Origin of the sequence: Agrobacterium salinitolerans (assembly GCF_002008225.1) — a bacterium.
Taxonomy (GTDB): Bacteria; Pseudomonadota; Alphaproteobacteria; order Rhizobiales; family Rhizobiaceae; genus Agrobacterium; species Agrobacterium salinitolerans.
Genome location: NZ_MRDH01000006.1, coordinates 760,321 through 785,469, shown reverse-complemented (window position 1 = coordinate 785,469; position 25,149 = coordinate 760,321). Strand labels below are relative to the sequence as shown.

Annotated in this window: 25 protein-coding genes; 7 read left to right on the top strand and 18 right to left on the bottom strand. The window is 60.4% G+C overall.

From position 1 onward, the window contains the following. Positions 1-10 precede the first annotated feature (10 nt). From BS627_RS07885 to BS627_RS07875, 3 genes are all read right to left on the bottom strand, one after another. Positions 11-766, bottom strand: a complete 756-nt coding sequence (locus BS627_RS07885; RefSeq protein WP_077982590.1) for a phosphatidylserine decarboxylase — start codon at positions 764-766, stop codon at positions 11-13. A 106-nt stretch (positions 767-872) separates the two neighbouring features. Then, entirely contained in the window at positions 873-2,759 is a 1,887-nt protein-coding gene (locus BS627_RS07880) for an ABCB family ABC transporter ATP-binding protein/permease (protein ID WP_077982982.1), read from the bottom strand. 110 nt (positions 2,760-2,869) lie between these two features. Continuing rightward, positions 2,870-4,882, bottom strand: a complete 2,013-nt coding sequence (locus tag BS627_RS07875; RefSeq protein ID WP_077982589.1) for a LysM peptidoglycan-binding domain-containing protein — start codon at positions 4,880-4,882, stop codon at positions 2,870-2,872. Positions 4,883-5,038: 156 nt separating this feature from the next. Between BS627_RS07875 and BS627_RS07870 the strand changes: the two genes are divergently transcribed. Then, complete coding sequence (locus BS627_RS07870) at positions 5,039-5,659, top strand: LOG family protein (protein ID WP_077982588.1); 621 nt, start codon at positions 5,039-5,041, stop codon at positions 5,657-5,659. A gap of 83 nt (positions 5,660-5,742) precedes the next feature. Here the strand turns inward: BS627_RS07870 and rarD are convergent, their stop codons facing one another. The 14 genes from rarD to alr all read right to left on the bottom strand — a co-directional run bounded on the left by rarD (position 5,743) and on the right by alr (position 17,883). After that, the gene (gene rarD / locus BS627_RS07865) at positions 5,743-6,651 is read right to left on the bottom strand and encodes an EamA family transporter RarD (RefSeq protein WP_077982587.1); all 909 of its coding nucleotides are present in this window, start codon (positions 6,649-6,651) and stop codon (positions 5,743-5,745) included. A 216-nt stretch (positions 6,652-6,867) separates the two neighbouring features. Beyond that, positions 6,868-7,824, bottom strand: a complete 957-nt coding sequence (pip, locus tag BS627_RS07860; protein WP_077982586.1) for a prolyl aminopeptidase — start codon at positions 7,822-7,824, stop codon at positions 6,868-6,870. Further along, positions 7,821-8,306, bottom strand: a complete 486-nt coding sequence (locus BS627_RS07855) for a GFA family protein (protein ID WP_077982585.1) — start codon at positions 8,304-8,306, stop codon at positions 7,821-7,823. Before BS627_RS07855 ends, pip begins: the two co-directional genes overlap by 4 nt. Then, entirely contained in the window at positions 8,303-8,767 is a 465-nt protein-coding gene (locus BS627_RS07850; protein WP_077982584.1) for a GFA family protein, read from the bottom strand. Before BS627_RS07850 ends, BS627_RS07855 begins: the two co-directional genes overlap by 4 nt. After that, positions 8,764-9,240 (bottom strand): GFA family protein, encoded by a 477-nt coding sequence (locus BS627_RS07845; protein ID WP_077982583.1) that lies wholly within the window; start codon positions 9,238-9,240, stop codon positions 8,764-8,766. The genes BS627_RS07850 and BS627_RS07845 overlap by 4 nt, the downstream gene beginning before the upstream one ends. Next, positions 9,237-9,545: an endonuclease domain-containing protein gene (locus BS627_RS07840; RefSeq protein ID WP_245307030.1), complete on the bottom strand. Its 309-nt coding sequence runs from the start codon at positions 9,543-9,545 to the stop codon at positions 9,237-9,239. The genes BS627_RS07845 and BS627_RS07840 overlap by 4 nt, the downstream gene beginning before the upstream one ends. A gap of 315 nt (positions 9,546-9,860) precedes the next feature. Beyond that, on the bottom strand, positions 9,861-11,246 hold the full coding sequence (cysS, locus tag BS627_RS07835; protein ID WP_077982581.1) for a cysteine--tRNA ligase: 1,386 nt from the start codon (positions 11,244-11,246) through the stop codon (positions 9,861-9,863). A gap of 212 nt (positions 11,247-11,458) precedes the next feature. Next, the gene (locus BS627_RS07830; RefSeq protein ID WP_077982981.1) at positions 11,459-12,199 is read right to left on the bottom strand and encodes an SDR family NAD(P)-dependent oxidoreductase; all 741 of its coding nucleotides are present in this window, start codon (positions 12,197-12,199) and stop codon (positions 11,459-11,461) included. A gap of 146 nt (positions 12,200-12,345) precedes the next feature. Further along, on the bottom strand, positions 12,346-13,854 hold the full coding sequence (gene purF, locus BS627_RS07825) for an amidophosphoribosyltransferase (protein WP_077982580.1): 1,509 nt from the start codon (positions 13,852-13,854) through the stop codon (positions 12,346-12,348). Positions 13,855-13,993: 139 nt separating this feature from the next. Further along, positions 13,994-14,581 (bottom strand): CvpA family protein, encoded by a 588-nt coding sequence (locus tag BS627_RS07820; protein WP_077982579.1) that lies wholly within the window; start codon positions 14,579-14,581, stop codon positions 13,994-13,996. Positions 14,582-14,670: 89 nt separating this feature from the next. Beyond that, entirely contained in the window at positions 14,671-16,077 is a 1,407-nt protein-coding gene (gene radA / locus BS627_RS07815) for a DNA repair protein RadA (protein ID WP_077982578.1), read from the bottom strand. 6 nt (positions 16,078-16,083) lie between these two features. Then, positions 16,084-16,392 carry a type II toxin-antitoxin system RelE/ParE family toxin gene (locus tag BS627_RS07810; RefSeq protein ID WP_245307028.1) on the bottom strand — a complete coding sequence of 103 codons (309 nt, stop codon included), beginning with the start codon at positions 16,390-16,392 and terminating at the stop codon, positions 16,084-16,086. Then, positions 16,331-16,642: a type II toxin-antitoxin system ParD family antitoxin gene (locus tag BS627_RS07805; RefSeq protein WP_077982980.1), complete on the bottom strand. Its 312-nt coding sequence runs from the start codon at positions 16,640-16,642 to the stop codon at positions 16,331-16,333. Before BS627_RS07805 ends, BS627_RS07810 begins: the two co-directional genes overlap by 62 nt. A gap of 65 nt (positions 16,643-16,707) precedes the next feature. Then, the gene (gene alr / locus BS627_RS07800) at positions 16,708-17,883 is read right to left on the bottom strand and encodes an alanine racemase (protein ID WP_077982576.1); all 1,176 of its coding nucleotides are present in this window, start codon (positions 17,881-17,883) and stop codon (positions 16,708-16,710) included. Positions 17,884-17,969: 86 nt separating this feature from the next. Between alr and BS627_RS07795 the strand changes: the two genes are divergently transcribed. The 3 genes from BS627_RS07795 to BS627_RS07785 all read left to right on the top strand — a co-directional run bounded on the left by BS627_RS07795 (position 17,970) and on the right by BS627_RS07785 (position 19,925). Further along, positions 17,970-18,827: an AraC family transcriptional regulator gene (locus BS627_RS07795; RefSeq protein WP_165691166.1), complete on the top strand. Its 858-nt coding sequence runs from the start codon at positions 17,970-17,972 to the stop codon at positions 18,825-18,827. A 94-nt stretch (positions 18,828-18,921) separates the two neighbouring features. Further along, on the top strand, positions 18,922-19,626 hold the full coding sequence (locus BS627_RS07790; protein WP_077982575.1) for an AzlC family ABC transporter permease: 705 nt from the start codon (positions 18,922-18,924) through the stop codon (positions 19,624-19,626). After that, complete coding sequence (locus tag BS627_RS07785; protein ID WP_077982574.1) at positions 19,623-19,925, top strand: AzlD family protein; 303 nt, start codon at positions 19,623-19,625, stop codon at positions 19,923-19,925. Before BS627_RS07790 ends, BS627_RS07785 begins: the two co-directional genes overlap by 4 nt. 99 nt (positions 19,926-20,024) lie before the next feature. On the opposite strand, the gene BS627_RS07780 is transcribed toward BS627_RS07785, so the two are convergent. Continuing rightward, complete coding sequence (locus BS627_RS07780; protein WP_003520716.1) at positions 20,025-21,521, bottom strand: replicative DNA helicase; 1,497 nt, start codon at positions 21,519-21,521, stop codon at positions 20,025-20,027. 325 nt (positions 21,522-21,846) lie between these two features. Between BS627_RS07780 and BS627_RS07775 the strand changes: the two genes are divergently transcribed. The 3 genes from BS627_RS07775 to BS627_RS07765 are packed head-to-tail and all read left to right on the top strand — an operon-like array spanning position 21,847 to position 25,112. Beyond that, positions 21,847-22,302 carry a MarR family winged helix-turn-helix transcriptional regulator gene (locus tag BS627_RS07775; RefSeq protein WP_077982573.1) on the top strand — a complete coding sequence of 152 codons (456 nt, stop codon included), beginning with the start codon at positions 21,847-21,849 and terminating at the stop codon, positions 22,300-22,302. After that, positions 22,299-24,026, top strand: a complete 1,728-nt coding sequence (locus BS627_RS07770; protein WP_245307026.1) for an MFS transporter — start codon at positions 22,299-22,301, stop codon at positions 24,024-24,026. Before BS627_RS07775 ends, BS627_RS07770 begins: the two co-directional genes overlap by 4 nt. Before the next feature lie 18 nt (positions 24,027-24,044). Beyond that, complete coding sequence (locus BS627_RS07765) at positions 24,045-25,112, top strand: HlyD family secretion protein (protein WP_077982572.1); 1,068 nt, start codon at positions 24,045-24,047, stop codon at positions 25,110-25,112. The last annotated feature ends 37 nt before the right edge of the window (positions 25,113-25,149 follow it).

The following is a 25,149-nucleotide window of genomic DNA, read 5'->3' as shown; positions in this document are numbered from 1 at the left end:
CCTGTTTCCGTCAGCCGCGGCGGCTGACGACCGGACCCTTGGCGGAACCGAATTCGGCGAGCACGGTTTCACCGGCAATCGCCGTCTGGCCGACCGATACGCGCGGCTCGAAACCTGCGGGAAGGAAGATATCGAGGCGCGAACCGAAACGGATAAGACCGAAACGCTCACCGGCGTCGACTGGTTCATTCGGCTTTACCCAGCAGACGATGCGGCGGGCAACCATGCCGGCGATCTGCACCACGCCGACCTTGCCGTGCGAGGTCTCGATGACGAGGCCGTTGCGCTCATTGTCTTCGGAAGCCTTGTCCACTTCGGCATTGAGGAAGAGGCCGGGACGGTAAGCGACATTGACGATGCGGCCACGCACGGGCGCGCGGTTCACATGGCAGTTGAACACGTTCATAAACACCGAAATGCGAACCATCGGCTCCCTGCCGAGTTCCAGTTCCAGCGGCGGAACGACGCTCTGCACGGCGGAAACCTTGCCATCGGCCGGGCTGATGATGAGGTCGTCATCCTGCGGCGTGACACGCTCGGGATCGCGGAAGAAATAGGCGCACCAGGCCGTCAGCACGAGACCGACCCAGAACAGCGGTTCGGCGATCCAGCCGAGCACCAACGATGCGACGAAGAAGGCCGCCACGAAGACATAACCTTCCTTGTGGATCGGTACGATGGTGTTGCGAATGGTGTCGAACAAATTCATGAGATTCCTTGCTCCGGTTGTCGTCTGTCGCGTCTGTATGTGGTCGTGATACGACATGAGCCACACGGCAATGCGACAAATTTTGCCTAGCTGGTTACAGCCAAACGCGCCGCCGGGCAATGGGCCGGGGGCCATGAGGCCCGGTTGGCCGGGGTTATGCGCGTCAATGCGCCGGTTCACCGCGGTCGATGACACCCAGATCGTCGGTTTCGCGCACATGGCGCAGCACCTCTTCCGCACGGATCGCCTCGCGCTGGCGGCTCCACATCGAGGCGTAGAGGCCGTTCTGCCCCATCAGCGAGCTGTGCGTGCCACGTTCGGCGATCTGCCCGTCCTTCAGCACGATGATCTCATCCGCGCCGATGACGGTGGAAAGACGATGGGCGATGACCAGCGTGGTGCGGTTCTTCGAGACGATGTCGAGCGCGCTCTGGATTTCCTGCTCGGTATGCGTATCGAGCGCAGAGGTCGCCTCGTCGAGAATGAGGATCGGCGGCCCTTTGAGGATCGTGCGGGCAATCGCCACGCGCTGTTTTTCCCCGCCGGAAAGCTTCAGGCCGCGTTCACCGACCATGGTGGCGTAACCCTCCGGCAGCTTGCCGATGAAGGCGCTGATCTGCGCCGCATCCGCCGCAGCCCTCAGTTCCTCGTCGGTGGCGGAGGGGCGGCCATAACGGATGTTATAGGCGAGCGTGTCGTTGAAAAGCACGGTATCCTGCGGCACCATACCGATCACCGAGCGCAGGCTCTTCTGCGTCACATCGCGAATATCCTGCCCGTCAACGGTCACGGAGCCTTCCTGAATATCGTAGAAACGATAAAGCAGCCGCGAGATCGTCGATTTGCCCGCGCCCGAAGGGCCGACAATGGCCACCGTCTTGCCCGCCGGTACGTCGAAGGAAACGCCCTTCAGGATCGGTCTGTCGGGGTCATAGGCGAAATGCACGTCGCGGAAGGAGATCGCGCCCGGTCCGGCTGCGAGCGGCTTCGCATCCGGCCTGTCGGTGACTTCCGCCTCTACTTCCAGAAGATCGAACATCTGCTCGATGTCGGTCAGGCCCTGGCGGATTTCGCGATAAACGAAGCCGATGAAATTCAACGGCACGGAAAGCTGCAACAGCAGCGCATTGACGAAGACGAAATCGCCGATTGTCTGTTCGCCGCGCTGCACGGCAAGCGCCGACATCACCATCATGACGGTGGAGCCGATGCCGAAGATAACGCCTTGGCCGAAGTTCAGCCAGCCGAGCGAGGTCCAGATCGAGATCGCCGATTTTTCGTAACGCTCCATGGCGACATCGAAACGCCGCGCCTCCATCTCTTCATTGCCGAAATATTTGACGGTCTCGAAATTCAGGAGCGAATCGATTGCCTTGGTGTTGGCGTCGGTGTCACTGTCATTCATGGCGCGGCGGATGCCGATGCGCCAGTTGCTGGCCCGCACGGTGAACCAGATATAGGCCCAGACCGTGATGACCGTGACGAGCACATAGGAAAAACCGTAGGAGGCCCAGAAGATGATCGCGGTCAGCAGGAATTCGATGAGGGTCGGCGCGGTGTTGAGAATGGTGAAGCGGACAATGGTTTCAATGCCCTTGGTGCCACGCTCGATGACCCGCGACAGTCCGCCGGTCTTGCGCTCCAGATGGAACCGCAAAGAAAGCCGGTGCATGTGAACGAAGGTCCTGTAGGCGAGCTGACGCACGGCATGTTGGCCGACGCTTGCAAAAAGCGAATCGCGCAGCTGGTTGAGTCCCACCTGTATCAGCCGCGTCAGATTATAGGCGATCACCAGCGCGACGGCTCCGAGCAGGAAGGCGGGAACAAGCCCGGCCATATCCAGCCGGCCGTTCAGCGCATCGGTCGCCCATTTGAAGAAATAGGGAACTGAGATCAGCACCAGCTTGGCGACGACCAGATACACGGTGGCCCAGACCACCCGCATCTTCAGATCCCAACGCCCCTCCGGCCACATATAGGGCCAGAGATTGATCAGCGTCTGGATGGGATTGCTGGAATCCGCAGAAATGGTTTTTTTCTTCGTGGCCATCATTCGCTCCGGTGACTGCCGGAAGCCGACAGCAGGGCGGCGGCTTTGGTCAAGCCGCCGCGCGTGTCACAGATAGGGTTGTTGCGCGTTCACCGCAACGCTAGAAATGCTCAGGAGCCGCCCTTCAGCCGCTTGCGGTGAAGTTCCTCGGCATTCGGCAACGCCTCTTTCGGCACGCCGAAAATCTGGCCGGGCTCGATCAGGTCGGGGTTTTTGATCTGGTCTTCGTTGGCGAGATAGATCGTCGTATAACGCACGCCCTGACCATAAACACGACGGGAAATCTGCCACAGCGTATCACCGCGGCGGATGATGACGCTGTTCTGGCTCTCTGCCAGCGGCGCCTGCTCGAAGGTCTGCGGACCGGCGGGCGCCTGTGGAGCGGGAGCGGCGGGCGCCGTGATGTGGAGCTCGGCAAGGCGGCTTGCCAGCGAGGCGATACCCTTGCCGATTGCCGCCACATCGTTCGGCCATGCTTCGACCGATGTCAGCAGCTGGCGCGCCTTGGCGGTGATGTCGCCGGCAAAAGCGGTGAAGGCCGGATCTGTCGCGGCGGCGGTACGGAATTCCGAAAGCGACTTGAGGCCGATGACGACGGCGGAGCGGCCGGCAATGGCCTGATCGAGCGCCGGCGTGGCCTGATCCTTGTAGAGATTGGAAAGAATGCCGAAGGCCTTGGCAACATCGTCGCGCAGCTTTTCAAAAGTTGCGCGATCACTTGCCGTGCTCTGGTTTTCAGCCGGCGCCGCAGTCGCTGTGGCTGACGACGGAGCGGACGGCGTTTGCATGGCGACGGTCGCCTGGTCGGTCTGCGGCCGCTCGAAGGGAACGCGCACGCGCAGTTTCGCGGCGCCGTCGGCGTTCAGTTCCTCGACGGTGATGATATGGCTGCCGACGCTAAGCTCGACATCGCCTTCGACGACGAAATGACCGGAGGCTTCCGTGATGCTCTTGCCGATTTCCCTGTCATCGACCAGCGCACGCACCGTCGAACCGGCAGGCGCGGAACCGGCGACGAAGATCTTCGATCCCTCGAATTCGACGGCGGTGACCTGAACGCTCGACGTAAGCGAGGCACCGGCTGCGTTGGGGGCGGCCGTGGCGGAGGAGGGGGCCGGCGCGGTGTTGGCTGTGGTTTCGGAAGATGCCGCAGGCTGTTGCGACGGCGTTGCCTGCTGCGGCTGGAGCGCCGGCGGTGCTGCCTCCGGCATGGCCAGCACACGGCTTGCCTTGCCGGGTTTGGAAACCATGGCCAAAAGCTCGCCCGACTTGGTCTCCGGCACGGAAACCGTCGCCACTTCCTCGGACTGCGTCGCCTTGCCATTGGCATCGGTTGAACGCAGCACCAGCTCGTGATCGCCCGGGGGCAGCGGATTGTCGAAAACGGCGGCGAAATCGCCGGCGCCGTTGATCGTCGTCTGGGCGACCACTTTGCCGTTGCTCAAGATTTCGAGCTTCGCACCGGGCTGCGCCTTGCCGGCGATCACGGCCGAACCATCCGGCTCGACGCGCAGCACGTCGAAAGTCGGCGTGGCGGATGATGATTGCGCCGCATCGGCGGGTGCTGCGGCCGGTTTTTCCGGTTCTGGCGCACCATCGTCGGTGCCGGCGAAGACGCCAGCCAGACGACGCACCTGGGCCGCCGCCGCCGCCGCATTGTCAGGCAGGCCGCGCAGGAACGCCGTGGTGCGCTCGGCGGCCGCGCGCGCCGTAGTGATGAGCCGCGACGTCGTTTCGTCCAGCGACTCGGGAATTTCGATATTCGTCAGTTCCTTCAGCGAGGTTTCGACCTTCTTGCGCGCCGCTGCGAAATCGGCGTCGGAGGGAACCTTGCTGTCGGCGAAAAGCGTCGTCAGATCCTTGATCGACTGGGTGGCGGAAGCCGCCCGCCGCCCGACCTTGTCGGCGATGTTGGCGGTTTCCTCGGCCGCGTCGGACAGAATGTCGCCCGCCTTGTCGGCGCCCATTTCAACGCTGTTCTTCACAGCGTCGCCGGCCTCGTTGATAGCGTCGCCGATCGGTTTGCCGTCGTTTGAAATCCGCGGCAGGACGAAAAAGATCATGAGCAGGGACGCAATCCCCAGCACGACCAGCGCCAGCAAACCGGCTTTATTATTTTTCATCCTGGAATCTCCGGGTATTTCAAGCTTTTCACACAAGTTGAGATTGCTAGCGCCTTACCTTGCGCCAGACAAGCGGCGAGTGGCTAAAAGGCCATATTTGCAAGGGATTTCCCAAATTTTCTTGACGTGCCGCATCGCACATAGTTCCTTCCCTTCATGACGGACAAAAATACATCGATTCGATCCATCTGCGTTTATTGCGGCTCCCAGCCCGGACGTGATCCGGCTTATATGGAAGCAGGCCGCGCGCTTGGGAAATGCTTTGCCGAAAGCGGCATTCGCCTCATTTATGGCGGCGGCACCAAGGGCATCATGGGCGCGGTCGCCAGCGGCGTTCTTTCCAATGGCGGCGAAGTAACCGGCATCATACCGGAATTTCTGGTCGATATGGAGGCGACGCGCCATTCTCTCGGACAATTGAACGAGCTTGTCATAACCAAGGACATGCACGAGCGCAAACATATGATGTTCGAGCGGTCCGATGCCTTCGTGACATTGCCGGGCGGTGTCGGCACGCTGGAGGAGATCGTCGAGATCATGACCTGGGCGCAGCTTGGCCGCCATTCCAAACCGATGGTCTTTGCCAATATCAACGGCTTCTGGAACCCGATGCTCGAGTTGGTGCAACACATGCGCGACCAGGGCTTCATTCACCGCGCGCATCTTCTCAACCCGCTCGTCATCGACGAGGTGAAGGATATCGTGCCCGCCATCATCGACCGGGCGCTGGCGCAGCAGAACCCGGAAGGCGACCCTTCGGTGATTTCCCGCCTTTAACGACTATGCGTATCCGCGATTGCTGGCGAATTGTTGAGACCCATTTGCCCCAGACAGCGGAAAGGTGACCACGATAGTACAGACTACCGCTTGAGCCGCAGCAGGCTGGAGCCGGTATAGATCGCCAGCGCCACCCAGATCATCGCAAAGGCGGCCATGCGCACCATGTCGAACGGCTCCTTGAAGATGAAGATGGCAATGAGGAAGATCATCGTCGGTGCGATATATTGCATGATGCCGATGGTCGACAGCCGCAGCAGTTTTGCGCCATTGCCATAAAGGATGAGCGGAACGGCGGTGATAAGCCCGCTTGCCGCCAGAAGCCAAGTATCGGCGGAGTTGCCGCCCATGAAATGCGCCTGTCCGCTGAAGGCGAGCCAGATCATCACCAGCACGGCAGGGATGGATAAAAGCATGACTTCCAGCAGGAAACCCTGCGTTGCGCCAATCGGCAAAGTCTTGCGGAAAAAGGCGTAAAAACCCCAGGACACGGTGAGCGCGATGGACACCCAGGGCAGGCTACCCGCATGCCAGGTGAGGATCGCCACCGCCAGCGCCACGAGGCAGATAGCGGCGATCTGCGCCGGATAAAGCTTTTCCTTGAGAAGCACCGCGCCGAGGAAAATGCTGAACAGCGGATTGATGAAATAGCCAAGCGCGGCATCGAGCGCGCGGCCTGCGCCGATCGCCCAGATATAGACGCCCCAGTTGATGCTGATGAGGATGGCCGTCAGGCTCGCCATAGCCAGCATCTTCGGGGTTCTGAGCGCGGTTCTGATTTCCGCCGTGCGCCCGAGCGCAATCAGCACGACCGCCGCAATCGGCACCGACCAGACGACGCGATGGACAATGACCTCGATCGGCGAAATATGCGCAACCGCTTTCATGTAGAAGGGAAGAAACCCCCAGAGCAGATAAGCGGAAAGCGCGAAAGCAAAACCGCGCGCGCTGTCGCCGCCCTCCTGGGCCGGGAGCGATTTGTCGAGTGCCATGGGGAGTACCGCCAATTGTTCGGATGGCGTTTTATAACGGATCGCCACAGTGGCGGCCAATTCATTTCCGTGAAGGGTTCATGAGAAAAACTGCATGAATAAAAGGCGCGCTGCCCTTGAAATGGGCTGCTCCGCGACGGAAGGAAATGATCCGCGCAGGACGCCCTGCGTGAATCATTCTCTTATCCGTCCGTTGCAAGGTGATGAAAGGACTGGTTATTTCCCGGCAAAACGGTCGTTGGCGCGGATCAGTTGATCAAGAATGCCCGGCTCGCTCACCGCGTGTCCGGCCGCCTCGATGATGTGGAAATCCGCCTTCGACCAGGCTTTGGCCAGCTGCCAGGCATATTTCAGCGGGCAGGGCATGTCATAACGCCCATGCACGATGACGCCGGGAATATCGTTAAGTTTGCCGGCGTCGCGCAGCAATTGGCCTTCTTCCAGCCAGCCGCCATTGACGAAAAAGTGGTTTTCGATGCGGGCGAAAGCGATGGCGTATTTGTCCTCGCCGAAATCCGCGACCCGGTCGGGATCGCTGACGAGCGAGATGGTTGCCCCTTCCCACTGGCTCCATGCCTTGGCGCATTCGAGTTTCTTCGCCTCGTCGGTACCGGTGAGATAGCGGTTATAGGCCTGCATCATCTCGCCGCGTTCGGCTTGCGGGATGGGTGCGATGAATTTTTCCCACTGATCCGGATACATTTCGGAAACGCCGAACTGGTAATACCAGTCCAGTTCCGGCCTGGTGACGGTGTAAATGCCGCGCAGAACCAGCTCACTGACGCGGTCAGGATGGGTCTCGGCATAGGCGAGCGCCAGCGTCGAGCCCCAGGAACCGCCGAAAACCAGCCATTTCTCGAAGCCGCAAAGCACGCGCAGCCTTTCGATATCGGCAACGAGATGCCATGTGGTGTTGGCTTCCAGTTCCGCATGCGGCGTGGAGCGGCCGCAGCCGCGCTGGTCGAACAGGATGACGTCGTAAAGGGCCGGATCGAAAACGCGTCGATGCGTGGGATTCACCCCGCCGCCGGGACCGCCATGCAGGAAAACCGCCGGTTTTGCACCGCGCGTGCCCACTCGTTCCCAATAGATCGTGTGGCCGTCGCCGACATCGAGCATGCCGGTCTCGAAAGGTTCGATCTCGGGGTAAAAGCCGCGCAATTCTTCGGTCATGGGTCATCATCCTTCGCTGGCCATTCGGCCGTATCATGGTCCGGGTGCTGGCAATTGTTCACCCGAGGGGAAGGGCTATCCGTTGCAGGCTCCGGCTCGATCGGCAAGCCATCGAGTGCGCCGAACCACTGCATTTTGCCAGCGAGATTGGATTGCGCCTCGGGTTTGATCCGCTGGGGTTCGTCCAGCGAACCGAGGGCGATATTGATGAAATCGGCGCCCGGCATGTCGTAGAACAGCGGCGTGCCGCACCGGCCGCAGAAACCGCGACGCACGTGATCGGAGGACTGGAACCAGGTTGCTTCGCCGCGGGTGATTTCAAACTGCGTAAGCGTACTTGCGGCAAGCGGCATGAAATAATTGCCCGATGCCTTCTGGCACATGCGGCAATGGCACAGATGCGGATAACGAAGACCGCCCTCTATCCGATAACGCACCGCGCCGCACTGACATCCACCGCTGAAACCCTCGGCTCCGCTCATGCGCGCTCGTCTTCCGGCGGCCAGACCTGTGTGTCGTGATCCGGGTGCTGATAGGAGGTGATCTCCGCCTCGTCCACGCCCTGTTCCACGGTCGGCTTGCCGAAGAGCTGCTCTATCCACGGCATGCGCTTGTGGACATTGACCTGCACCTGCGGCTCGATCCGCTCGGGCTCATCGAAAGCGCCGATGGCGATCTCGACGCCGCCGGGATAATGGTAGGTCAGCGGCGTGCCGCACTTGTTGCAGAAACCGCGATGGATTTTCTGCGACGAACGAAAGAGGGCAGGCTGGCCGCGCGTCCAGGTCAGATGCGCCTGATCGGCTGTGACGAGGGCGCCGAAGAAATTGCCGAAATGTTTCTGGCACATGCGGCAATGGCAGATGGAGGCCCGGCCAAGCTTGCCCGCATGGAAACGCACCGCGCCACACTGGCAACCGCCGGAAAAACCACTTTCGCTCATTGTCTGTTCTCCAGCGGCCATTGTGCCGTATCATGGTCGGGGTGCTGATAGGAGACGAGATTGGTGAGATAGTCCACCGAGGTCAGGTCGTCTTCCGTCGGAACGGCAGGCAGCGTGTGAAGCGTGTCGACGAAATCGATCTTGCGCTCCACGCCCCACTGAATGGTTGGCGGCAGCGCTGCGGGATCGTCAAATGCCCCGGCAGCCACCGCCACGCCATCCGGCGCCTCATAGGTCAGCGGCGTGCCGCACTCCGGGCAGAAACCGCGCTTGACGACGCTCGAGGATTGAAACCGCTTCGGTTCGCCGCGCGTCCATTCGAATTCCACGTTGCGCACCGAAACCAGCGGCGCGTAATAGGCCCCGAAAGCCTTCTGGCACATACGGCAATGGCAGATGGAACTGTCTTTCAGGTCGCCTGTGGCGCGAAAACGGACCGCGCCGCATTGGCATCCGCCGGTATATGTCGTCATGGTCGTTCCTCCTTCACCGTTCGGATAATGTGGAGACAGATATTGTCGATGTCTCCGAGGATATCCTCGTTCCAGAAACGGAGGACTGTCCAGCCAAGTTCCTCAAACGTGCGTGTTCTCTCTCGGTCATAGGCTACCGCAGCGTCGTCCGCCTGCTGAAACCCGTCCAGTTCGACAATGATCTTATGCGAGGGGCAAGCGAAATCAACGATATATCCGGCGACCGGCAGCTGGCGTCTGAAAGACATGCCGTCAAGGCGGTGAGCGCGGACGGCGTTCCAGAACTTCAGTTCTGCGTCGGTCATGGCCTTTCGCATCTGCCGGGCGTGTGACCGATGTTGAGGATTGACCTTGGCGTGGGGCACGGGATGCTCGCGGCTTGATGGGTGCTGCGAGATTGGAGTATGGCGTGGTCGAAAGCAAGGGCGTGTCGTGGGACTTACCCCCCTCTGCCCTGCCGGGCATCTCCCCCTCAAGGGGGGAGATCAGCAGGAGGCGCTACCTCAACTTCACTCTTAAGCGTTGAGATGGGCGAGACCGCGCCACAGATCGATCTCCCCCCTTGAGGGGGAGATGCCCGGCAGGGCAGAGGGGGGTAAACCCCAAGCCGCAGCAGTAAATTACCGCTTAATCTCCCACGTCGTCGTCCGCTCCCCGGTCTCCTTGTCCTTCCCATCCTTCAACTGAATGCCCTTTTCCAAAAGCTCGTCGCGAACACGATCCGCCTCCGCAAAGTTCTTCGCCTTCAGCATTTCAAGACGCAATTCCACCAACGCATCGACAGCCGAAACGATGGCCTCATCCACCTCCGTCTTCTTCGGCAGAACACCCAGCAGGGCGGCGCTGGCGGCGAAGGCGGGTAGTCTGGAAGGGTCGGTATTGGCCGCATGGGCCAGCGCATGCAGCGCCTGCACGGCGGCAACGGTGTTGAGGTCGTCGGCAAGCGCATCCAGGACGGTGTCATCCGGCGCGGCCTCGGAGGTTTCGGCCGCCGGCCATTTGGCCAGCAGGCGTTCGGCCTCTTCCAGACGCTTCACCGAAAAATCGATCGGCTCGCGATAATGCGTCATCAGCATGGCAAGGCGCAGTACTTCGCCCGGCCATTGCCGTCCGCCGAATTTTTCCGTGTGCAGCAATTCGTAGATCGTCACGAAGTTGCCCTCGGACTTCGACATCTTTCGGCCCTCCACCTGCACGAAGCCGTTATGCATCCACACATTGGCCATGACATGTGTGCCGTGGGCGCAACGGGATTGCGCGATTTCGTTCTCATGATGCGGGAAGATGAGGTCGAGCCCGCCACCGTGAATGTCGAAGACTTCGCCAAGGTAACGGCCAGCCATGGCCGAGCACTCGATGTGCCAGCCCGGGCGGCCGAGACCCCAGGGGCTCTCCCAGCCAGGTTCGTTGTGGGACGACAGTTTCCAAAGCACAAAATCGCCGGGGTTCTTTTTGTGGGCTTCCACCGCCACGCGCGCGCCGGCCTGCTGTTCGTCCAGCGGACGTTTGGAAAGCTGGCCGTAATCGGCCATCGACCGCGTGTCGAACAGAACCTCGCCGCCCGCCGTATAGGCGTGGCCGCGCTCGATGAGCCGCTCGATGAGACGGATCATCTCGGCAATATAGTCGGTGGCGCGGGGTTCCACGGTCGGCGGAAGGCAGCCGAGGGCGGCGACGTCATCATGGAACTGGTCGGCCGTCTTTTTCGTCACCGCGTGGATGGCGTCGTTCAGCGGTAGATGCGGATAGTCGCGCAATGCCCGCGCGTTGATCTTGTCGTCGAGATCGGTGATGTTGCGGGCATAGGTGACGTGGTTTTCGCCGTAGACGTGGCGCAGCAGGCGATAGAGAACATCGAACACGATGACCGGGCGCGCATTGCCGATATGGGCGAAATCATAGACCGTCGGCCCGCAGACATACATGCGCACATTATCAGGGTCGATCGGCGCAAATTCCGCCTTTTCGCGTGTCAGGGTATTGTAGAGTTTCAGGCGCAAGGACATGCGGGTGTTCCCTAGAGGCAGTCAATTGTCCTGACCGGACCGTTTGTCTGTTGGACCTTGCGGGAAGACGAAAACGATCTGGCCGGTGGCGAACCAGCAAAATTTATTCAGCAGCAGGTGCAGATCGTTGTTTTCATACCTTGCCTTATGGCGCGGCGGTTCTGTGTGGTCAAGCGTTTCTCGCCGGTGCCGCAATGACGCAGGCCAAAAGCTTATTCTGGCTGGCGATATTCCACGAATTTCCTCTCACGCACGACGAAGAGCTTGCCGGTTTCGGTAAGATCGGGCGAGGCGAGTAGAAGGATGGCGGCGGCAACTTCGGACGGATGCGGCACGGTGGCCGGATCCTCGCCGGGCATAGCCTGGGCGCGCATCGCCGTGCGCGTGGCGCCGGGATTGATGCTGTTGATGCGTAGCGGGGACTTCTGCGTTTCCGCGGCCCAGGTGCGGGCGAGCGCTTCAACAGCCGCCTTGGAGGTGGCGTAGACGCCCCAGAAGGGACGACAGCTATGGGCCGCACCCGAAGACAGGATGAGCGCGCGGCCGGCATCCGATTTCAACAGCAGCGGCTCGACCGAGCGGATCAGCCGCCAGGTGGCGGTGACGTTGATGTTCATGACCCTTTCGAAGACCTTCGCCTCGATATGGCCGACCGGGGAAATCACGCCGAGAACACCGGCATTGGCGACCAGAATATCGAGCTTGCCCCAGCGCTCGTATATATTGGCGCCCAGCGCATCGATGGCTTTCATGTCGGCGAGATCGAAGGGGACCAGCGTCGCCGTGCCGCCGACGGCCTTGATGGCGTCGTCCAGTTCCTCAAGGCCGCCGACCGTGCGGGCGCAGGCGATGACATGCGCGCCCGCTTTGGCCAGCTCCAGCGCGGTGAAATAGCCGATGCCGCGCGATGCGCCGGTAACGAGAGCGATGCGCCCCTTGAGATCGATAGTCATGGTCTCTCCCGAAATGATTGCGCCTTCTTCTACGAAGCCGCGGACGCCCGCTGCAAGCAATTAAATTGTCGCAGCTGACGTGCGGAATAAAAGGCAAGAAAAAAGCGGCCGCCGGAGACCGGTGGCCGCTTGTTCTGTCGCACCTATCAGCCGTTACTGGCCAGCATGGAAATCTTGCTGCCCATGGCCTCGCCATTCTTGTCGAGAAGGCGGGTCGGATAATCGCCGGTGAAATAATGGTCCGTGAACTGCGGCCGCGCCGGGTTGCGGTTTTCGCCACCCACCGCACGGTAAAGCCCGTCGATGGACAGGAAGGCCAGCGAATCTGCGCCGATATATTTCGCCATCGCTTCGACGTCCGCATATTGGTTGGCGAGCAGCTTGTCTGCGTCAGGTGTATCGATGCCGTAAAAATCCGGATGGAAAATCATCGGGCTGGCAACGCGGATATGCACTTCCTTGGCGCCGGCTTCTCGGATCATCTGCACGATCTTGACCGAGGTCGTGCCGCGCACGATGGAATCGTCCACCAGCACCACGCGCTTGCCTTCGATCATCGCCCGGTTGGCAGAATGCTTGAGCTTGACGCCGAAAGCGCGGATCTGCTGCGTCGGCTCGATGAAGGTGCGGCCGACATAATGGTTGCGAATGATGCCGTATTCGAAGGGAATACCGCTTTCCTGCGCAAAACCGAGCGCTGCCGGCGTGCCGCCATCGGGAACCGGTACCACGACGTCAGCTTCCAGCGGCGCTTCCTTGGCAAGGTTCATGCCCATGTTCTTGCGCGTCGTATAGACGTTGCGGCCGCCGACGACGGAATCGGGGCGGGCGAAATAAACATATTCGAACAGGCAGAGACGTTCCGGCTGTGGCTTCGAGGGCTTGCGCGCGTCGATGGTGATCGAACCGTCAGGCTGGATTTCGCAGATGATGACTTCGCCGTTTTCAACGTCGCGCACAAATTTCGCGCCGATGATGTCGAGAGCGCAGGTTTCCGAGCAGAAGATCGGCTTGCCGTCCAGTTCGCCCATGACGAGCGGGCGGATGCCGATAGGGTCGCGCGCGGCGATCAGCTTGGTGCGGGTCATCGCCAGCATCGAATAACCGCCTTCCATCTGGCGGATCGCGTCAATGAAACGATCGGCGGTGGAAGAGTGGCGTGAGCGGGCGATGAGGTGAAGGACGACTTCGGTATCCGACGTCGACTGACAGATGGCGCCTGTCGCGATGATCTGGCGGCGCAGCGTCAGGCCGTTGGTGAAATTGCCGTTATGGGCAATGGAAATGCCGCCTTCTTCCAGCTCGGCAAACAGCGGCTGCACGTTGCGCATCGCCACTTCGCCAGTGGTGGAATAACGGGTGTGGCCAATGGCGATGGAGCCTGGCAGGCGGGCGAGCGTTGCGGGATCGGTATAATGATCGCCAACGAGGCCCATATGGCGTTCCTGATGGAAGCGCTTACCGTCGAAGGAGACGATGCCGGCTGCTTCCTGGCCGCGATGCTGGAGCGCATGCAGACCGAGCGCGGTCAGCGCCGAGGCATCGGCATGGCCGAGAATGCCGAACACGCCGCATTCTTCATGCAGCGTATCGCCGTCGATCTCTTCCTTGAAAGTGGTCCCATGGAATGTGGAATGCGAAAGCGGCTCAATCATCCGGCTTGCCCTTGCTCTCTACCGAGAAAAAAAGAAAGACCTCTCCGGTGAGTATCTCTCCCGGTCGGTCCGTCTGTGTCGTGCTTGATATTTAGCACAAATAGCGCGCCTTGCATGCATTGCAAGGCGCGACACTGTGTCAATTATTCGTTGCCGGTTGATTTGTCGCCGGCACATCTTCCGCAGGCGCCTGCGCTGCTGTCGGTTCCTGCGGTTTTCCAAGGATACGGGCGCGGATCTGCGGCTCGATATCGTTAGGAAGAACCGCCTCCAGCTTGCCGACCAGCCCGTCGAGGAAAGGTTTGGACTTGGCCTGGGTCATCCATTCCGGCTGCGTCTTCACATCCACCAGCCAGTTCCAGAAGGCGACAGCGACGACGAGCAGCAGGATGCCGCGCGCCGCGCCGAACAGGAAGCCGAGCGTACGGTCCAGTGCGCCGATGCGGCTGTCGATGATGAAATCGGCAATACGCGAGGTGATGAAGGAAATCACGATCAGCGAGACGAGGAAGACCACACCGGCGGAACCGGCGATGGCGATCTTGTCGTCATCGGTATAGTTGCGCGCATAGGGCAAGAGGACCGGATAAAGATAATAGGCGGCGGCGACAGAGCCGCCCCAGCTCGCAATCGACAAAATCTCGCGTGAGAAACCGCGCACCATTGCAAGAAGGGCAGAGAAAAGAACAACGGCGATGACGATGCCGTCGAAAATTGTAATGGGCATATACCAACTCCGGAGGTGCGACGCCTTGTCAGACGCTGCCTTGCCAATTTTGCGATCCTCTTACACCACTGTTTCCCTTGGCGAAAGGATCAATATTCGTCGTCCTCAACCTGTTTGAACCGGTTGCCGGAGCCGGCGATGCGGGCCACGAGGTCCGGAAGGCTTTCAATTTCCGCCCACCGACCCTTGCCCGCTTTGGGCAATTCAGCCGAACCAGACGGCAGAAGTGCGGCGGAAAAGCCAAGTTTTTCAGCTTCTTTCAACCGTTGGCCCGTATGCGAAACCGGGCGCACCGCACCCGACAGGCTGATTTCGCCGAAATAGACGCAATCGGCGGGCAGGGCAAGACCGGCAAGCGAGGAAACAAGCGCCGAGGCAATCGCCATATCGGCGGCCGGTTCTGAAATTCGGTATCCGCCCGCGACATTCAGATAAACATCATGCTGGCCAAGCTTCACCCCGCAATGGGCCTCCAGCACGGCGAGAATCATGGCGAGTCGCGAGCTGTCCCAGCCAACGACCGCGCGGCGCGGCGTGCCGAGCGACGTGGCAGCGACCAGCGCCTGCACCTCGACAAGTATGGGACGTGTGCCTTCGATGCCGGCGAAAACCGCTGCACCCGGCGATTTTTCGTTGCGCTCGCCCAGAAACAGCTCCGACGGATTGGACACTTCCCTGAGGCCACGATCCGACATTTCGAAAACGCCGATTTCATCGGTCGGCCCGAAGCGGTTCTTGACCGTGCGCAGAATGCGGTAATGGTGACCACGATCCCCTTCAAAATAAAGCACGGCATCGACCATGTGTTCCACCACGCGCGGACCGGCGATCTGGCCTTCCTTGGTCACATGGCCAACAAGCACCATCGTCGCGCCCGTCTGCTTGGCGAAACGGATCATCGCCTGCACGCCGGTGCGCACCTGCGTCACCGTGCCGGGGGCGGAATCGGCCGTGTCGCTCCACAGCGTCTGAATGGAATCGATGATGACGAGATCGGGCCGCTTGCCCTCGGAAATCGTTGCCAGAATATCCTCGACATTGGTTTCCGCCGCCAAGAGCACGTCCGTATCCGCAGCGCCGAGACGTTGCGCCCGCAGACGCACCTGCGCCACCGCCTCTTCGCCCGAGACATAGACGATGCGATGGCCGCGCCGCGACAGGGCAGCCGCCGCCTGCATCAGCAGCGTCGATTTGCCGATACCCGGGTCGCCGCCGATCAGAACGGCCGAACCGCGCACGAAGCCGCCGCCAGTCGCCCGGTCCAACTCGCTGATGCCGGTCGGAATACGCGGCGCTTCCTCGATCTCGCCGGAAAGCGAGGTGAGCGTGACAGGTCTGCCCTTCTTCGGCACCTTGCCCGGCCCGGAGCCGATACCGCCCATCGGGTCTTCTTCGACGATGGTATTCCACTCGCCGCAGCCTTCGCATTTTCCTGCCCAGCGGGTATGAACCGTGCCGCAGTTCTGGCACACAAATTGGGTCTTGGCTTTGGCCATGTTTTGTCAGTTTTCTTCTTGTTTGAAATCGTTGGCGGAAATGTCTTGATGGCCGTGCAGTACGCGCAGCACATACATCTTCTGGTCATCGACAACGAAATAGATGCATCGCTCACGATAGGGGAAAGCCCGCAAATTCGGTGCGAAGCTCCGAGGCACGCCCGTTATCCCGTATCGCGCCAGCGAGATCATTTTGCCGTTGATGTCGTCCAGAAAGCGTCTGGCAGCAACGGGATTGAATTGCGCGATATAGTCATGATCGACCAGAAGATCGTTCAGCGCCTGTGCGGTGACCACTAGACGCCTTGGCTTCATTCCGCTCCCCCGCCAGCTTCATAATGTGCGCGGTAAAATCATCCGCACTAGAGAACTCCATCACCCGGCCAGCCTCCACATCGTCGAGCCCTTCCTGAATCAGCCGTTGAAGCTCTACAAGCTTGCCTTCCCTGCTGCCCAGCAAACGCAGACCAGCTGAGACGACCGAATCCGCGTCCTTAAAGATGCCAGCCGCCACCTGCTCCTCGATGAACTTCTCGTCCTGCTCGCTCAAATGGATTTCGGGCATTTCGATCTCCTTTTGTTCTCTTTTAGCACAGGTCACATCGGCTTTCCAAGAGCTAAAGGCAGCCCTCAGTCGTCGGCCATCAGATATTGCCGTTCGTAACGCAGGCCGAGCCCCGTCAGCATCTCATAACCGATGGTGCCGGCCGCCCGTGCGGTCTCGTCGACCGGAACGTTGGGGCCAAAAAGCTCGATATAGTCGCCGCTGCGGATGGCATTTGCCGGCACATCGGTCACGTCGAAAATGGTGAGATCCATGGTCACGCGTCCCGCCACGGGCACCTTATGGCCGTTGACGACACCGTAAGCGCCGCCATGGCCCATTTCACGCAGCGGAATGCCGGAACCGGAAAGCGAACGCTGATATCCATCCGCATAACCGACGGATGCGATGGCAAGCCGGCTGGCGCGCTTCAGCAGGAAGCTGCCGCCGTAACTGACGGTCTGGCCTTCACCTGCCTCGCGTATCTGGATGATCCGCGCCTCGGCCTTCGCCACGGGCCGCATCGGGTTGGCCATGTCGTTGACCGCCTCGCCGCCATAAAGGGCGATGCCGGGGCGGGTGAGGTCGAAATGATAGTCGCGACCGAGAAAGATGCCGGCGGAAGCCGAAAGGCTTGATTCGATACCTTCGAAAGCGGCGCTAACCTTCCGGAATGATTCGAGCTGCGCCCTGTTCATCGGTGAGGAGGGCGTGTCGGCGCAGGCGAGATGCGACAGCACCAGAACCGGGTCGAAACTCGCCGGTCGTGTCACGTCGTCGGCAAGGAACAGGGCGTCGTCGAGCGGAAGGCCGAGGCGATTGAAGCCGGTATCCACATGCAGCGCGCAGGGGTGGTCTCCGCGCTCGGCAACCGTCGCCATCCAGAACGACAGCTGCTCTTCTGACGCCAGCACCGGCACAAGATCGTTGTCGAAGACCTGCCGTTCCTGCCCCTGCCAGATGCCTGACAGGACGAAGATGCGCGCTTCCGGGGCATAGGATCGCAACGTAGCGCCCTCAGCCACCGTCGCCACGAAGAAGTCCCGCGCGCCGGCATGGTAAAGCGTCGCGCCGCAATCCTCGATACCGAGACCATAGGCATCGGCCTTGACGACAGCCGCCGTGCGGGCGCTTCCGGACCGCTTCTTCATGTCCCGCCAATTGTCGGCGAGCGCGCCGAGATCGACGGTCAGCCGCAGCGGCGCGTGCTCGAAAGCATCATTTTCGTTTTCGGGAAAGCTGTCTTCGAAGTCGTCTGTCATGCCATGCGTCCGGTTGATTTTGGAACCGGCCAGACCCTAGCACTTTTGTTCAAGACGGTAAGGACGGAATGCTCTAAACTTCGCTCATGCACAATGTTTCGCAGGAACAGGCCCTTGATTTTATGCCCGTTGCCACGACGGAAACCACGCGTTTCTGGCGGGACGGACGTTTTGGCGGCATGGAATGCCTCAGCGCGACGTTTCTCACCCATGAATACTCACCGCATGCACATGACACGTTTTCCATCGGTGCCATCGAAAGCGGCTCGCAGATTTCCACCATTCAGGGCACCACCGAACAGACGGGGCCGGGGCATCTTTATCTCATCAATCCAGACGAGATTCACGACGGCGCGCCGGGCGGCGGCGGTTATCGTTACCGGATGATCTATCCCGACACGGAACTGCTGCGCGACATCATCGAGGACGTAACGGGCAGGGCATTTCATGGCACGCCGTGCTTTCCCAAATTCCTGCCGCACGATCCGCAGATGGCGGCCGCCTTTCAGATGGCCCACCGGCGGCTGGAGACGAAATCCGGCGCGCTGGAGGCGGATGAGGGCATGTTCTCGGTTCTGGCGGCGCTGTTCGGCAGGCATGGCAGCGCCATCATCCTGCCGGTTGAAACCCGCGAGAAAAGGGCGGTTCATACCGCCCGCGATTATCTCACCGATAATTACGAGACCGATATTGGCCTTGAAGAACTCGCCTCTATCGCCGGTCTCAGCCGGGCGCATCTCATCCGCGCTTTTCGCAAGGAGTTTCACATCACCCCGCATGCCTATCTGACGGATGTGCGTATCCGCAGGGCGCGTCGGCTTCTGCGTGCAGGGGAGATGCCGGCCGAGGTGGCGGTTCTGTGTGGTTTCGCCGATCAGGCGCATTTCACCCGGCATTTCAAAGCGCGTACTGGCGTAACACCAGGACAATTTCGGACGGGTTGACTTGCCGCAGACCTTACCGTCACGCGGCGTCACTTTTGTTCAAGACGACTGTATTTCTCAGGCGTAATCCCTTTCCTTCGAAAGGGAGAATGCGATGTTCATATCGGAGAAACGCGCGGAATTTATCGCGGGGTTGCGGGCCGCCGCCCCATTGCTGGTCGCCATGGTGCCGATCGGCGCGGTGTTCGGTGCTGTCGCCATCGGCAAAGGCCTGTCGCCGCTCGAGGCCTCGCTAATGTCGCTGCTGGTCTTTGCCGGCGGCTCACAATTCGTTGCCATGGATCTATGGACGCATCCCGCAAGCTGGACAGCGCTCGGTTTTGCGGCGCTTCTCGTCAATCTGCGCCATGTGTTGATGAGCGCCTCCATCGCGGGCAAGCTGGAGGATTTCAGGGGTTGGCGGAAATATGCCGCCATGCTGGTGCTGACCGACGAATCCTGGGCATTGTCCGAATTCCGCGTCATCGCCGACAGGCTGACGGCGGCCTTCTTCACCGGTGCTGCGCTCTCGATCTATCTCGTCTGGAACCTTGCAACCCTTGCCGGCGCGCTGCTCGGTTCGGTGGTGGGAGACATGTCGGTCATCGGTCTGGATTTCGCCTTTCCCGCCGTCTTCATCGTGCTGCTCATGGGGTTCTGGAAGGGCAGGGAAACCGGCTTCGTGCTTCTGGCAAGCGCATCCGCCGCCTGTCTCACCCACACGCTGGTTCCAGGCGCGTGGTATATCGCCGCCGGCGCGCTGGCGGGGCTTGCCGTCGCCGCCTTCGGGCATGAAGAACAGGTGGAGCAGCCGGCATGACGCTCGACCCGAATACGCTGCTGACAATCCTTGCCATGATGGCGGCAACCGTCGCCACCCGCCTTGGCGGCCTGTTGCTGGTCACTCATTTTTCGCTGACACCGCGCCTGAAAAAGGCGCTCGGCGTGGTGCCGCCCGCCGTCTTGATGGCCGTGGTGACGCCGACGGCGCTCGCCAGTGGCTTGGCGGAAACGATCGCCTGTGCAATCACCGCGGTTGCGGCGCTGCGCCTCAGCCTTCTGCCGGCCGCAACGCTCGGTGTTGCGGCCGTGGCGCTGCTGCGCGGAATCGGATTGTGAGAAAATTCCGCCAAGACCCTGAAAAGATTCCAGCCTTGTTTACGCAATGTGAGACATGGTTGAGACGGTAAACATACCCTCTTTGCCATTGTTGCCGGATCAATGCTCTTCGTACTGGCTGAAACTCGGATCGGCCAGATCCGTAAAGCGGGTGAACTCGGACTGGAAGGCAAGCTTCACCGTGCCGGTCGGTCCGTGACGCTGCTTGGCGATGATGACGTCAGCCGTGCCTTTCACTTTGTCGAACAGGGCTTCCCATTCGGCATATTTGGGATCGGATATATCGCGCGGCTCCATGTTCTTGACGTAATATTCCTCGCGGAACACGAACAGCACCACGTCCGCGTCCTGCTCGATGGAGCCCGATTCACGCAGGTCGGAAAGCTGCGGACGCTTGTCTTCGCGGCTTTCCACCGCACGGGATAGCTGTGACAGCGCGATGATCGGAACGTTGAGTTCCTTGCCGAGCGCTTTCAGACCCGTGGTGATCTGGGTGATTTCCTGCACGCGGTTTTCGCCGCTCTTGCCGGAGCCGGTCATCAGCTGAACGTAGTCGACCACCAGAACATCGAGGCCGCGCTGGCGCTTCAGGCGGCGGGCGCGGGCGGAAAGCTGGGCAATCGAGATGCCACCGGTCTGGTCGATGTAAAGCGGCACCTTCTGCATCATCTGGGAGCAGGCGACGAGCTTTTCAAAATCGGCCTCGGTGATGTCGCCGCGGCGGATTTTCGAGGAAGACACTTCCGTCTGTTCGGAAATGATACGGGTAGCGAGCTGTTCGGACGACATTTCGAGCGAGTAGAAGCCGACGACGCCGCCGTTTTTCGCCTTGTACGACCCGTCCGGCTGCACTTCCTGCTCATAGGATGCGGCGATGTTGTAGGCTATGTTGGTCGCAAGCGAGGTCTTGCCCATACCCGGGCGGCCGGCAAGCACGATAAGGTCGGAACGCTGCAACCCGCCCATGCGGGCGTCGAGCGAATGAATACCGGTGGAAATACCGGAGAGATTGCCGTCGCGTTCGAAGGCGGCGCCGGCCATGTCGATCGCCAGCGCCACGGCGTCGTTAAACGACTGGAAACCGCCGTCGTAACGGCCGGTTTCCGCCAGTTCGAACAGGCGGCGTTCGGTGTCTTCGATCTGCGCCTGCGGCGGCATGTCGAGCGGCGCGTCATAGGCGATGTTGACGACATCCTCGCCGATCTGGATCAGTGCGCGGCGCAGCGCCAGATCGTAGATCGCCCGGCCGTAATCTTCCGCGTTGATGATCGAGACGGCTTCCGCCGCCAGACGCGCGAGATACTGCGCCACCGTCAGATCGCCGATCTTGTCGTCGGCGGGCAGGAAGGTCTTGATCGTCACCGGATTGGCGGTCTTGCCCATGCGGATGATATCGCCCGCCACCTCGAAAATCTTACGGTGCAGCGGTTCGTAAAGATGCACGGGCTTCAGGAAGTCCGACACGCGATAATAGGCGTCGTTATTGACGAGGATGGCGCCCAGCAGCGCCTGTTCCGCTTCGATGTTGTTCGGCGCTTCGCGGTAATGCGGTTCCGCCGGTTGCGCGGGGGTGATCTTTCTCACAGCGTCGTTCATGGTTTGCGCGATCTCCCTTTGCCTTTTCTTACACCTCAGGCTTTGGCTTCCTGGGGCATGGCAGTCAATGATATTGTTGCAACACTCCATGGCAGGGTGACGTCTGCCCCGTTGCGCTCGATCACATCTTCAGTTGTCCCCAGCAATCCACAGGGGGCGCAGACAAGAGGCGGGAAAAATTACCGGCCCGGAATTCGCGGCAACGTGATTCGCTGCCATGAGTTTACCGCATGGCAGACCCGGCGTGAAAGAAACTTGAAATTCGTCAGTCTTACGAATAAATAGGTAGAAAATAAGTAGTGTGCTAATTATAAGGCTTACTGACATGTCCCGCGAGACCGACAAGGAACAGCTTCTGGATGAAGTCTCCGCTTTTACCCGCAAACTGCGCGCGTTTTTCGATGCGCGGGTGGGGGAAAGTGGCCTGACGCTGGCCCGCGCGCGGGCGCTTTTCGCCCTTTCTCGCCGAGGTCCGCTGACGCAGACGGAACTTGCCGAGGAAATGGAAATCGAGACGCCGACCCTGGTGCGCGTGCTCGACGGCATGGAGAAGCAGAACCTCATCGAACGCCGTTCCGATGAGAACGACCGCCGCGCCAAACGCATCCACATGACGGCGGAAGGCGAGAAAACGTCGGAGACGGTGCAGGCGATGGCAAAGTCGCTGCGTTCCGAGATTACCGCCGATATTTCCTCGCGGGATCTGGCGATGGCATTGGATGTCATGCGCCGCCTGTCGGCCAACCTGCAAAATCTCGCTTCGGGAAGGGGGCAGGCATGAGCTCTGTGGTATCGCAGAATGATCACGATGTGAGGCTTAACCAGGAACCGGATGCGGCGGAGAAGCAGGCGAATGTGACACCTGCGGTCGTTTCTGCGACAGTTGCGGAACCGGAACCAACGCTTGCCGCGCCCGTTCAGCCGGAACGGCCGCTGTGGCTGCGGCTCTGCTTCATTTTCGCTGGGCTGTGTTTTTTCATCACGCAGGGTCTCGGCATGAACCTCGTCATGGCCAATCTCTATCAGCTGCAGGGCGAGTTTTCCGCAACCGTGGCTGAGGTGGCCTGGCTTTCGGCGGCCTATATGGCGCCCTATGCCACCTTCTCCATCGCTTTGTTCAAGGTCAGGGCGCAATATGGCCTGCGACCCTTCGCCGAGCTTTCGATCGTCGCCTTTGTCATCGCCAACTGCCTCAATCTTTTCGTCACCGATCTGCATTCGGCGATCGTCATCCGCTTCATCAGCGGCATGGCCGCCGCACCGATTTCCTCGCTCGGCTTCCTCTACATACTAGAAGCTTTTCCGCCCGCGCGAAAATTCTCGCTCGGCTTCAGCATTGCGCTGACGGGAACCCTGCTGTCCGCGCCGATTGCGCGCATGGTCTCACCCTCGCTGCTGGCGATTGACGGCTGGAACGCCCTCTATTCAATGGAAGTCGGCTTTGCGCTGATCTCGCTTGCCATGATCTATGTCCTCAAGGTCACGCCGCCGCCGCGCGCGAAAGTCATCGAGCGCATGGATATTCTAAGCTATCTCCTGTTTGCTGGCGGTCTCGGTTGCCTCGCGGTGATGCTGACGCTCGGCCGGTTCTATTGGTGGTTCGAAACCTGGTGGCTCGGTGCGCTGCTGGCGACATCCATTGCTCTTCTGACACTGATGGCTTTCATTGAATTGCCGCGCCAGAACCCGCTTCTCGACCTGCGCTGGATTTTCTCCAAAACCAACCTGCACGCCATCGCGGTCCTGCTGGTCTATAGAGCGGTATCGTCTGAACAATCCTCGACGGCCGTCAGCTTTTACCAGCAGCTCGGCCTGCTCAATGATCAGACAATTCCGCTTTATGCGCTGGTGCTGCTGGCGACCCTCCTGGGTGGGGCGGCCTGCGCCTGGTTGATGTTGACGAAATATGTCGATACGGCCCATGTCATTGCGCTGACGCTGATTGCCGCCGGGTCCTTTATGGACAGTCAGTCCACGAATCTGACCCGCCCGGAGCAAATGTATCTCAGCCAGATGATGATTGCGTTCGGCGCCGCCATGTTCCTGCCGCCTGTCATGGCGAAGGGTTTTGGCGCAGCGATTGCAAGGGGCACACCCTATCTGGTGAATTTCATCACCATCTTCCTGTTTACGCAGATTACCGGATCGATGCTGATGACGGGCCTGCTCGGCAGTTTCGTGACGCTGCGGGAAAAATTCCACTCCAATATTCTGGTGGAAAATATCCTGCTCACCAATCCCGCAGTCGCCCAGCGCGTCTCGCAACTTTCCGGCGCTTACAGTCATGTCATCACCGATCCGGCATTGCTGAAGGCCGAGGGGCTGTCGCTGCTCGGTCAGCAGGTCAGCAGGGAAGCCTATGTGCTTGCTTATAACGATACGTTTCTGCTGATCGCCGTTGTCTCGGCGCTGGCGCTTGCCTTCCTTTTAATCCATCTTGCCTGGCGACGCATCTGGCCACTCCTTTCGGGAAATGCCGGTGCTGCGCCAGCGACACAGTCTTGAACATCCAAGAGTGACATCATGCTGAAGAAGTTTTTTACCCCCGTTTCCATTCTCGTGCTGCTCGGCGGCATCGCCGGTGTGGCGCTGGTGCTTTACGCCTGGCGGCTGCCGCCGTTCCTTTCCACCGTCGAAATGACCGACAATGCCTTCGTGCGGGGTTATGTCACGACGATGAGCCCGCAGGTGAGTGGCTATGTGGTGAATGTTCCGGTGAAGGACTATCAGGAAGTCAAGCAGGGCACCCTGCTGGCGAAGATCGACGACCGCATCTATCGCCAGAAACAGGCCCAGGCGGAAGCAACGCTCGATACGCATAAGGCGGCACTCGACAATTCCCGCCAGCAGGAAAATGCGGCCAATGCCAATATTCGCTCCAGCGAGGCGGCGGTTGACAGCGCGCAGGCCTCGCTGAAACAGGCGCAGCTCGCCTCCGACCGGCAGGACAATCTCATCAAAAGCGGGGTAGGAACCTCAAGCCTCCAGGAAGAAGCTCATGCCGCGCTGGAAAAGGCGAGGGCATCGCTGTCGCAGGCAAAGGCGGCGCTGGAAGTGTCGCGACAGGATTTGCAGACGATCATCGTCAACCGCAGCTCGCTGCAGGCAGCCGTCGCCAATGCCGAAGCCGCCGTCGAACTGGCCCGGATCGATCTTGCCAATACCGAAATCCACGCGCCGGTCGATGGCAGGCTCGGCGAAATCGGCGTGCGCACTGGCCAATATGTCACCGCCGGCACGCAGCTGATGGCCGTTGTGCCGCATGATGTCTGGGTTATCGCCAATTTCAAGGAAACCCAGCTCGCCGGCATGCAGGTTGGCCAGCCGGTGACGATCTCGGTGGACGCGCTGCATCGCCGCAAGCTTACCGGCCATGTGGAACGGTTCTCGCCGGCGACGGGTTCGGAATTCGCCGTTATCAAGCCTGACAATGCGACGGGTAATTTCGTAAAGATCGCCCAGCGCCTCGGCGTACGGATCGCGATCGATGCCGATCAGCCCCTGACGGCGGAGCTTTCTCCGGGCATGTCGGTGGTGGTGCATGTGGACAAGAGCAAGGCGCCTGAGCGCACGGAGACGGCGGCGAGGTAGTGGGCGTTGAGTTTGCGGAGGGATACCCCCCTCTACA

What these genes read in the sequence shown, in the direction of transcription:
- BS627_RS07885 (WP_077982590.1), bottom strand. Translation starts at nt 766, where the DNA reads ATGTCGTATCACGACCACATACAGACGCGACAGACGACAACCGGAGCA.
- BS627_RS07880 (WP_077982982.1), bottom strand. Translation starts at nt 2,759, where the DNA reads ATGGCCACGAAGAAAAAAACCATTTCTGCGGATTCCAGCAATCCCATC.
- BS627_RS07875 (WP_077982589.1), bottom strand. Translation starts at nt 4,882, where the DNA reads ATGAAAAATAATAAAGCCGGTTTGCTGGCGCTGGTCGTGCTGGGGATT.
- BS627_RS07870 (WP_077982588.1), top strand. Translation starts at nt 5,039, where the DNA reads ATGACGGACAAAAATACATCGATTCGATCCATCTGCGTTTATTGCGGC.
- rarD (WP_077982587.1), bottom strand. Translation starts at nt 6,651, where the DNA reads ATGGCACTCGACAAATCGCTCCCGGCCCAGGAGGGCGGCGACAGCGCG.
- pip (WP_077982586.1), bottom strand. Translation starts at nt 7,824, where the DNA reads ATGACCGAAGAATTGCGCGGCTTTTACCCCGAGATCGAACCTTTCGAG.
- BS627_RS07855 (WP_077982585.1), bottom strand. Translation starts at nt 8,306, where the DNA reads ATGAGCGGAGCCGAGGGTTTCAGCGGTGGATGTCAGTGCGGCGCGGTG.
- BS627_RS07850 (WP_077982584.1), bottom strand. Translation starts at nt 8,767, where the DNA reads ATGAGCGAAAGTGGTTTTTCCGGCGGTTGCCAGTGTGGCGCGGTGCGT.
- BS627_RS07845 (WP_077982583.1), bottom strand. Translation starts at nt 9,240, where the DNA reads ATGACGACATATACCGGCGGATGCCAATGCGGCGCGGTCCGTTTTCGC.
- BS627_RS07840 (WP_245307030.1), bottom strand. Translation starts at nt 9,545, where the DNA reads ATGACCGACGCAGAACTGAAGTTCTGGAACGCCGTCCGCGCTCACCGC.
- cysS (WP_077982581.1), bottom strand. Translation starts at nt 11,246, where the DNA reads ATGTCCTTGCGCCTGAAACTCTACAATACCCTGACACGCGAAAAGGCG.
- BS627_RS07830 (WP_077982981.1), bottom strand. Translation starts at nt 12,199, where the DNA reads ATGACTATCGATCTCAAGGGGCGCATCGCTCTCGTTACCGGCGCATCG.
- purF (WP_077982580.1), bottom strand. Translation starts at nt 13,854, where the DNA reads ATGATTGAGCCGCTTTCGCATTCCACATTCCATGGGACCACTTTCAAG.
- BS627_RS07820 (WP_077982579.1), bottom strand. Translation starts at nt 14,581, where the DNA reads ATGCCCATTACAATTTTCGACGGCATCGTCATCGCCGTTGTTCTTTTC.
- radA (WP_077982578.1), bottom strand. Translation starts at nt 16,077, where the DNA reads ATGGCCAAAGCCAAGACCCAATTTGTGTGCCAGAACTGCGGCACGGTT.
- BS627_RS07810 (WP_245307028.1), bottom strand. Translation starts at nt 16,392, where the DNA reads ATGAAGCCAAGGCGTCTAGTGGTCACCGCACAGGCGCTGAACGATCTT.
- BS627_RS07805 (WP_077982980.1), bottom strand. Translation starts at nt 16,642, where the DNA reads ATGCCCGAAATCCATTTGAGCGAGCAGGACGAGAAGTTCATCGAGGAG.
- alr (WP_077982576.1), bottom strand. Translation starts at nt 17,883, where the DNA reads ATGACAGACGACTTCGAAGACAGCTTTCCCGAAAACGAAAATGATGCT.
- BS627_RS07795 (WP_165691166.1), top strand. Translation starts at nt 17,970, where the DNA reads ATGCACAATGTTTCGCAGGAACAGGCCCTTGATTTTATGCCCGTTGCC.
- BS627_RS07790 (WP_077982575.1), top strand. Translation starts at nt 18,922, where the DNA reads ATGTTCATATCGGAGAAACGCGCGGAATTTATCGCGGGGTTGCGGGCC.
- BS627_RS07785 (WP_077982574.1), top strand. Translation starts at nt 19,623, where the DNA reads ATGACGCTCGACCCGAATACGCTGCTGACAATCCTTGCCATGATGGCG.
- BS627_RS07780 (WP_003520716.1), bottom strand. Translation starts at nt 21,521, where the DNA reads ATGAACGACGCTGTGAGAAAGATCACCCCCGCGCAACCGGCGGAACCG.
- BS627_RS07775 (WP_077982573.1), top strand. Translation starts at nt 21,847, where the DNA reads ATGTCCCGCGAGACCGACAAGGAACAGCTTCTGGATGAAGTCTCCGCT.
- BS627_RS07770 (WP_245307026.1), top strand. Translation starts at nt 22,299, where the DNA reads ATGAGCTCTGTGGTATCGCAGAATGATCACGATGTGAGGCTTAACCAG.
- BS627_RS07765 (WP_077982572.1), top strand. Translation starts at nt 24,045, where the DNA reads ATGCTGAAGAAGTTTTTTACCCCCGTTTCCATTCTCGTGCTGCTCGGC.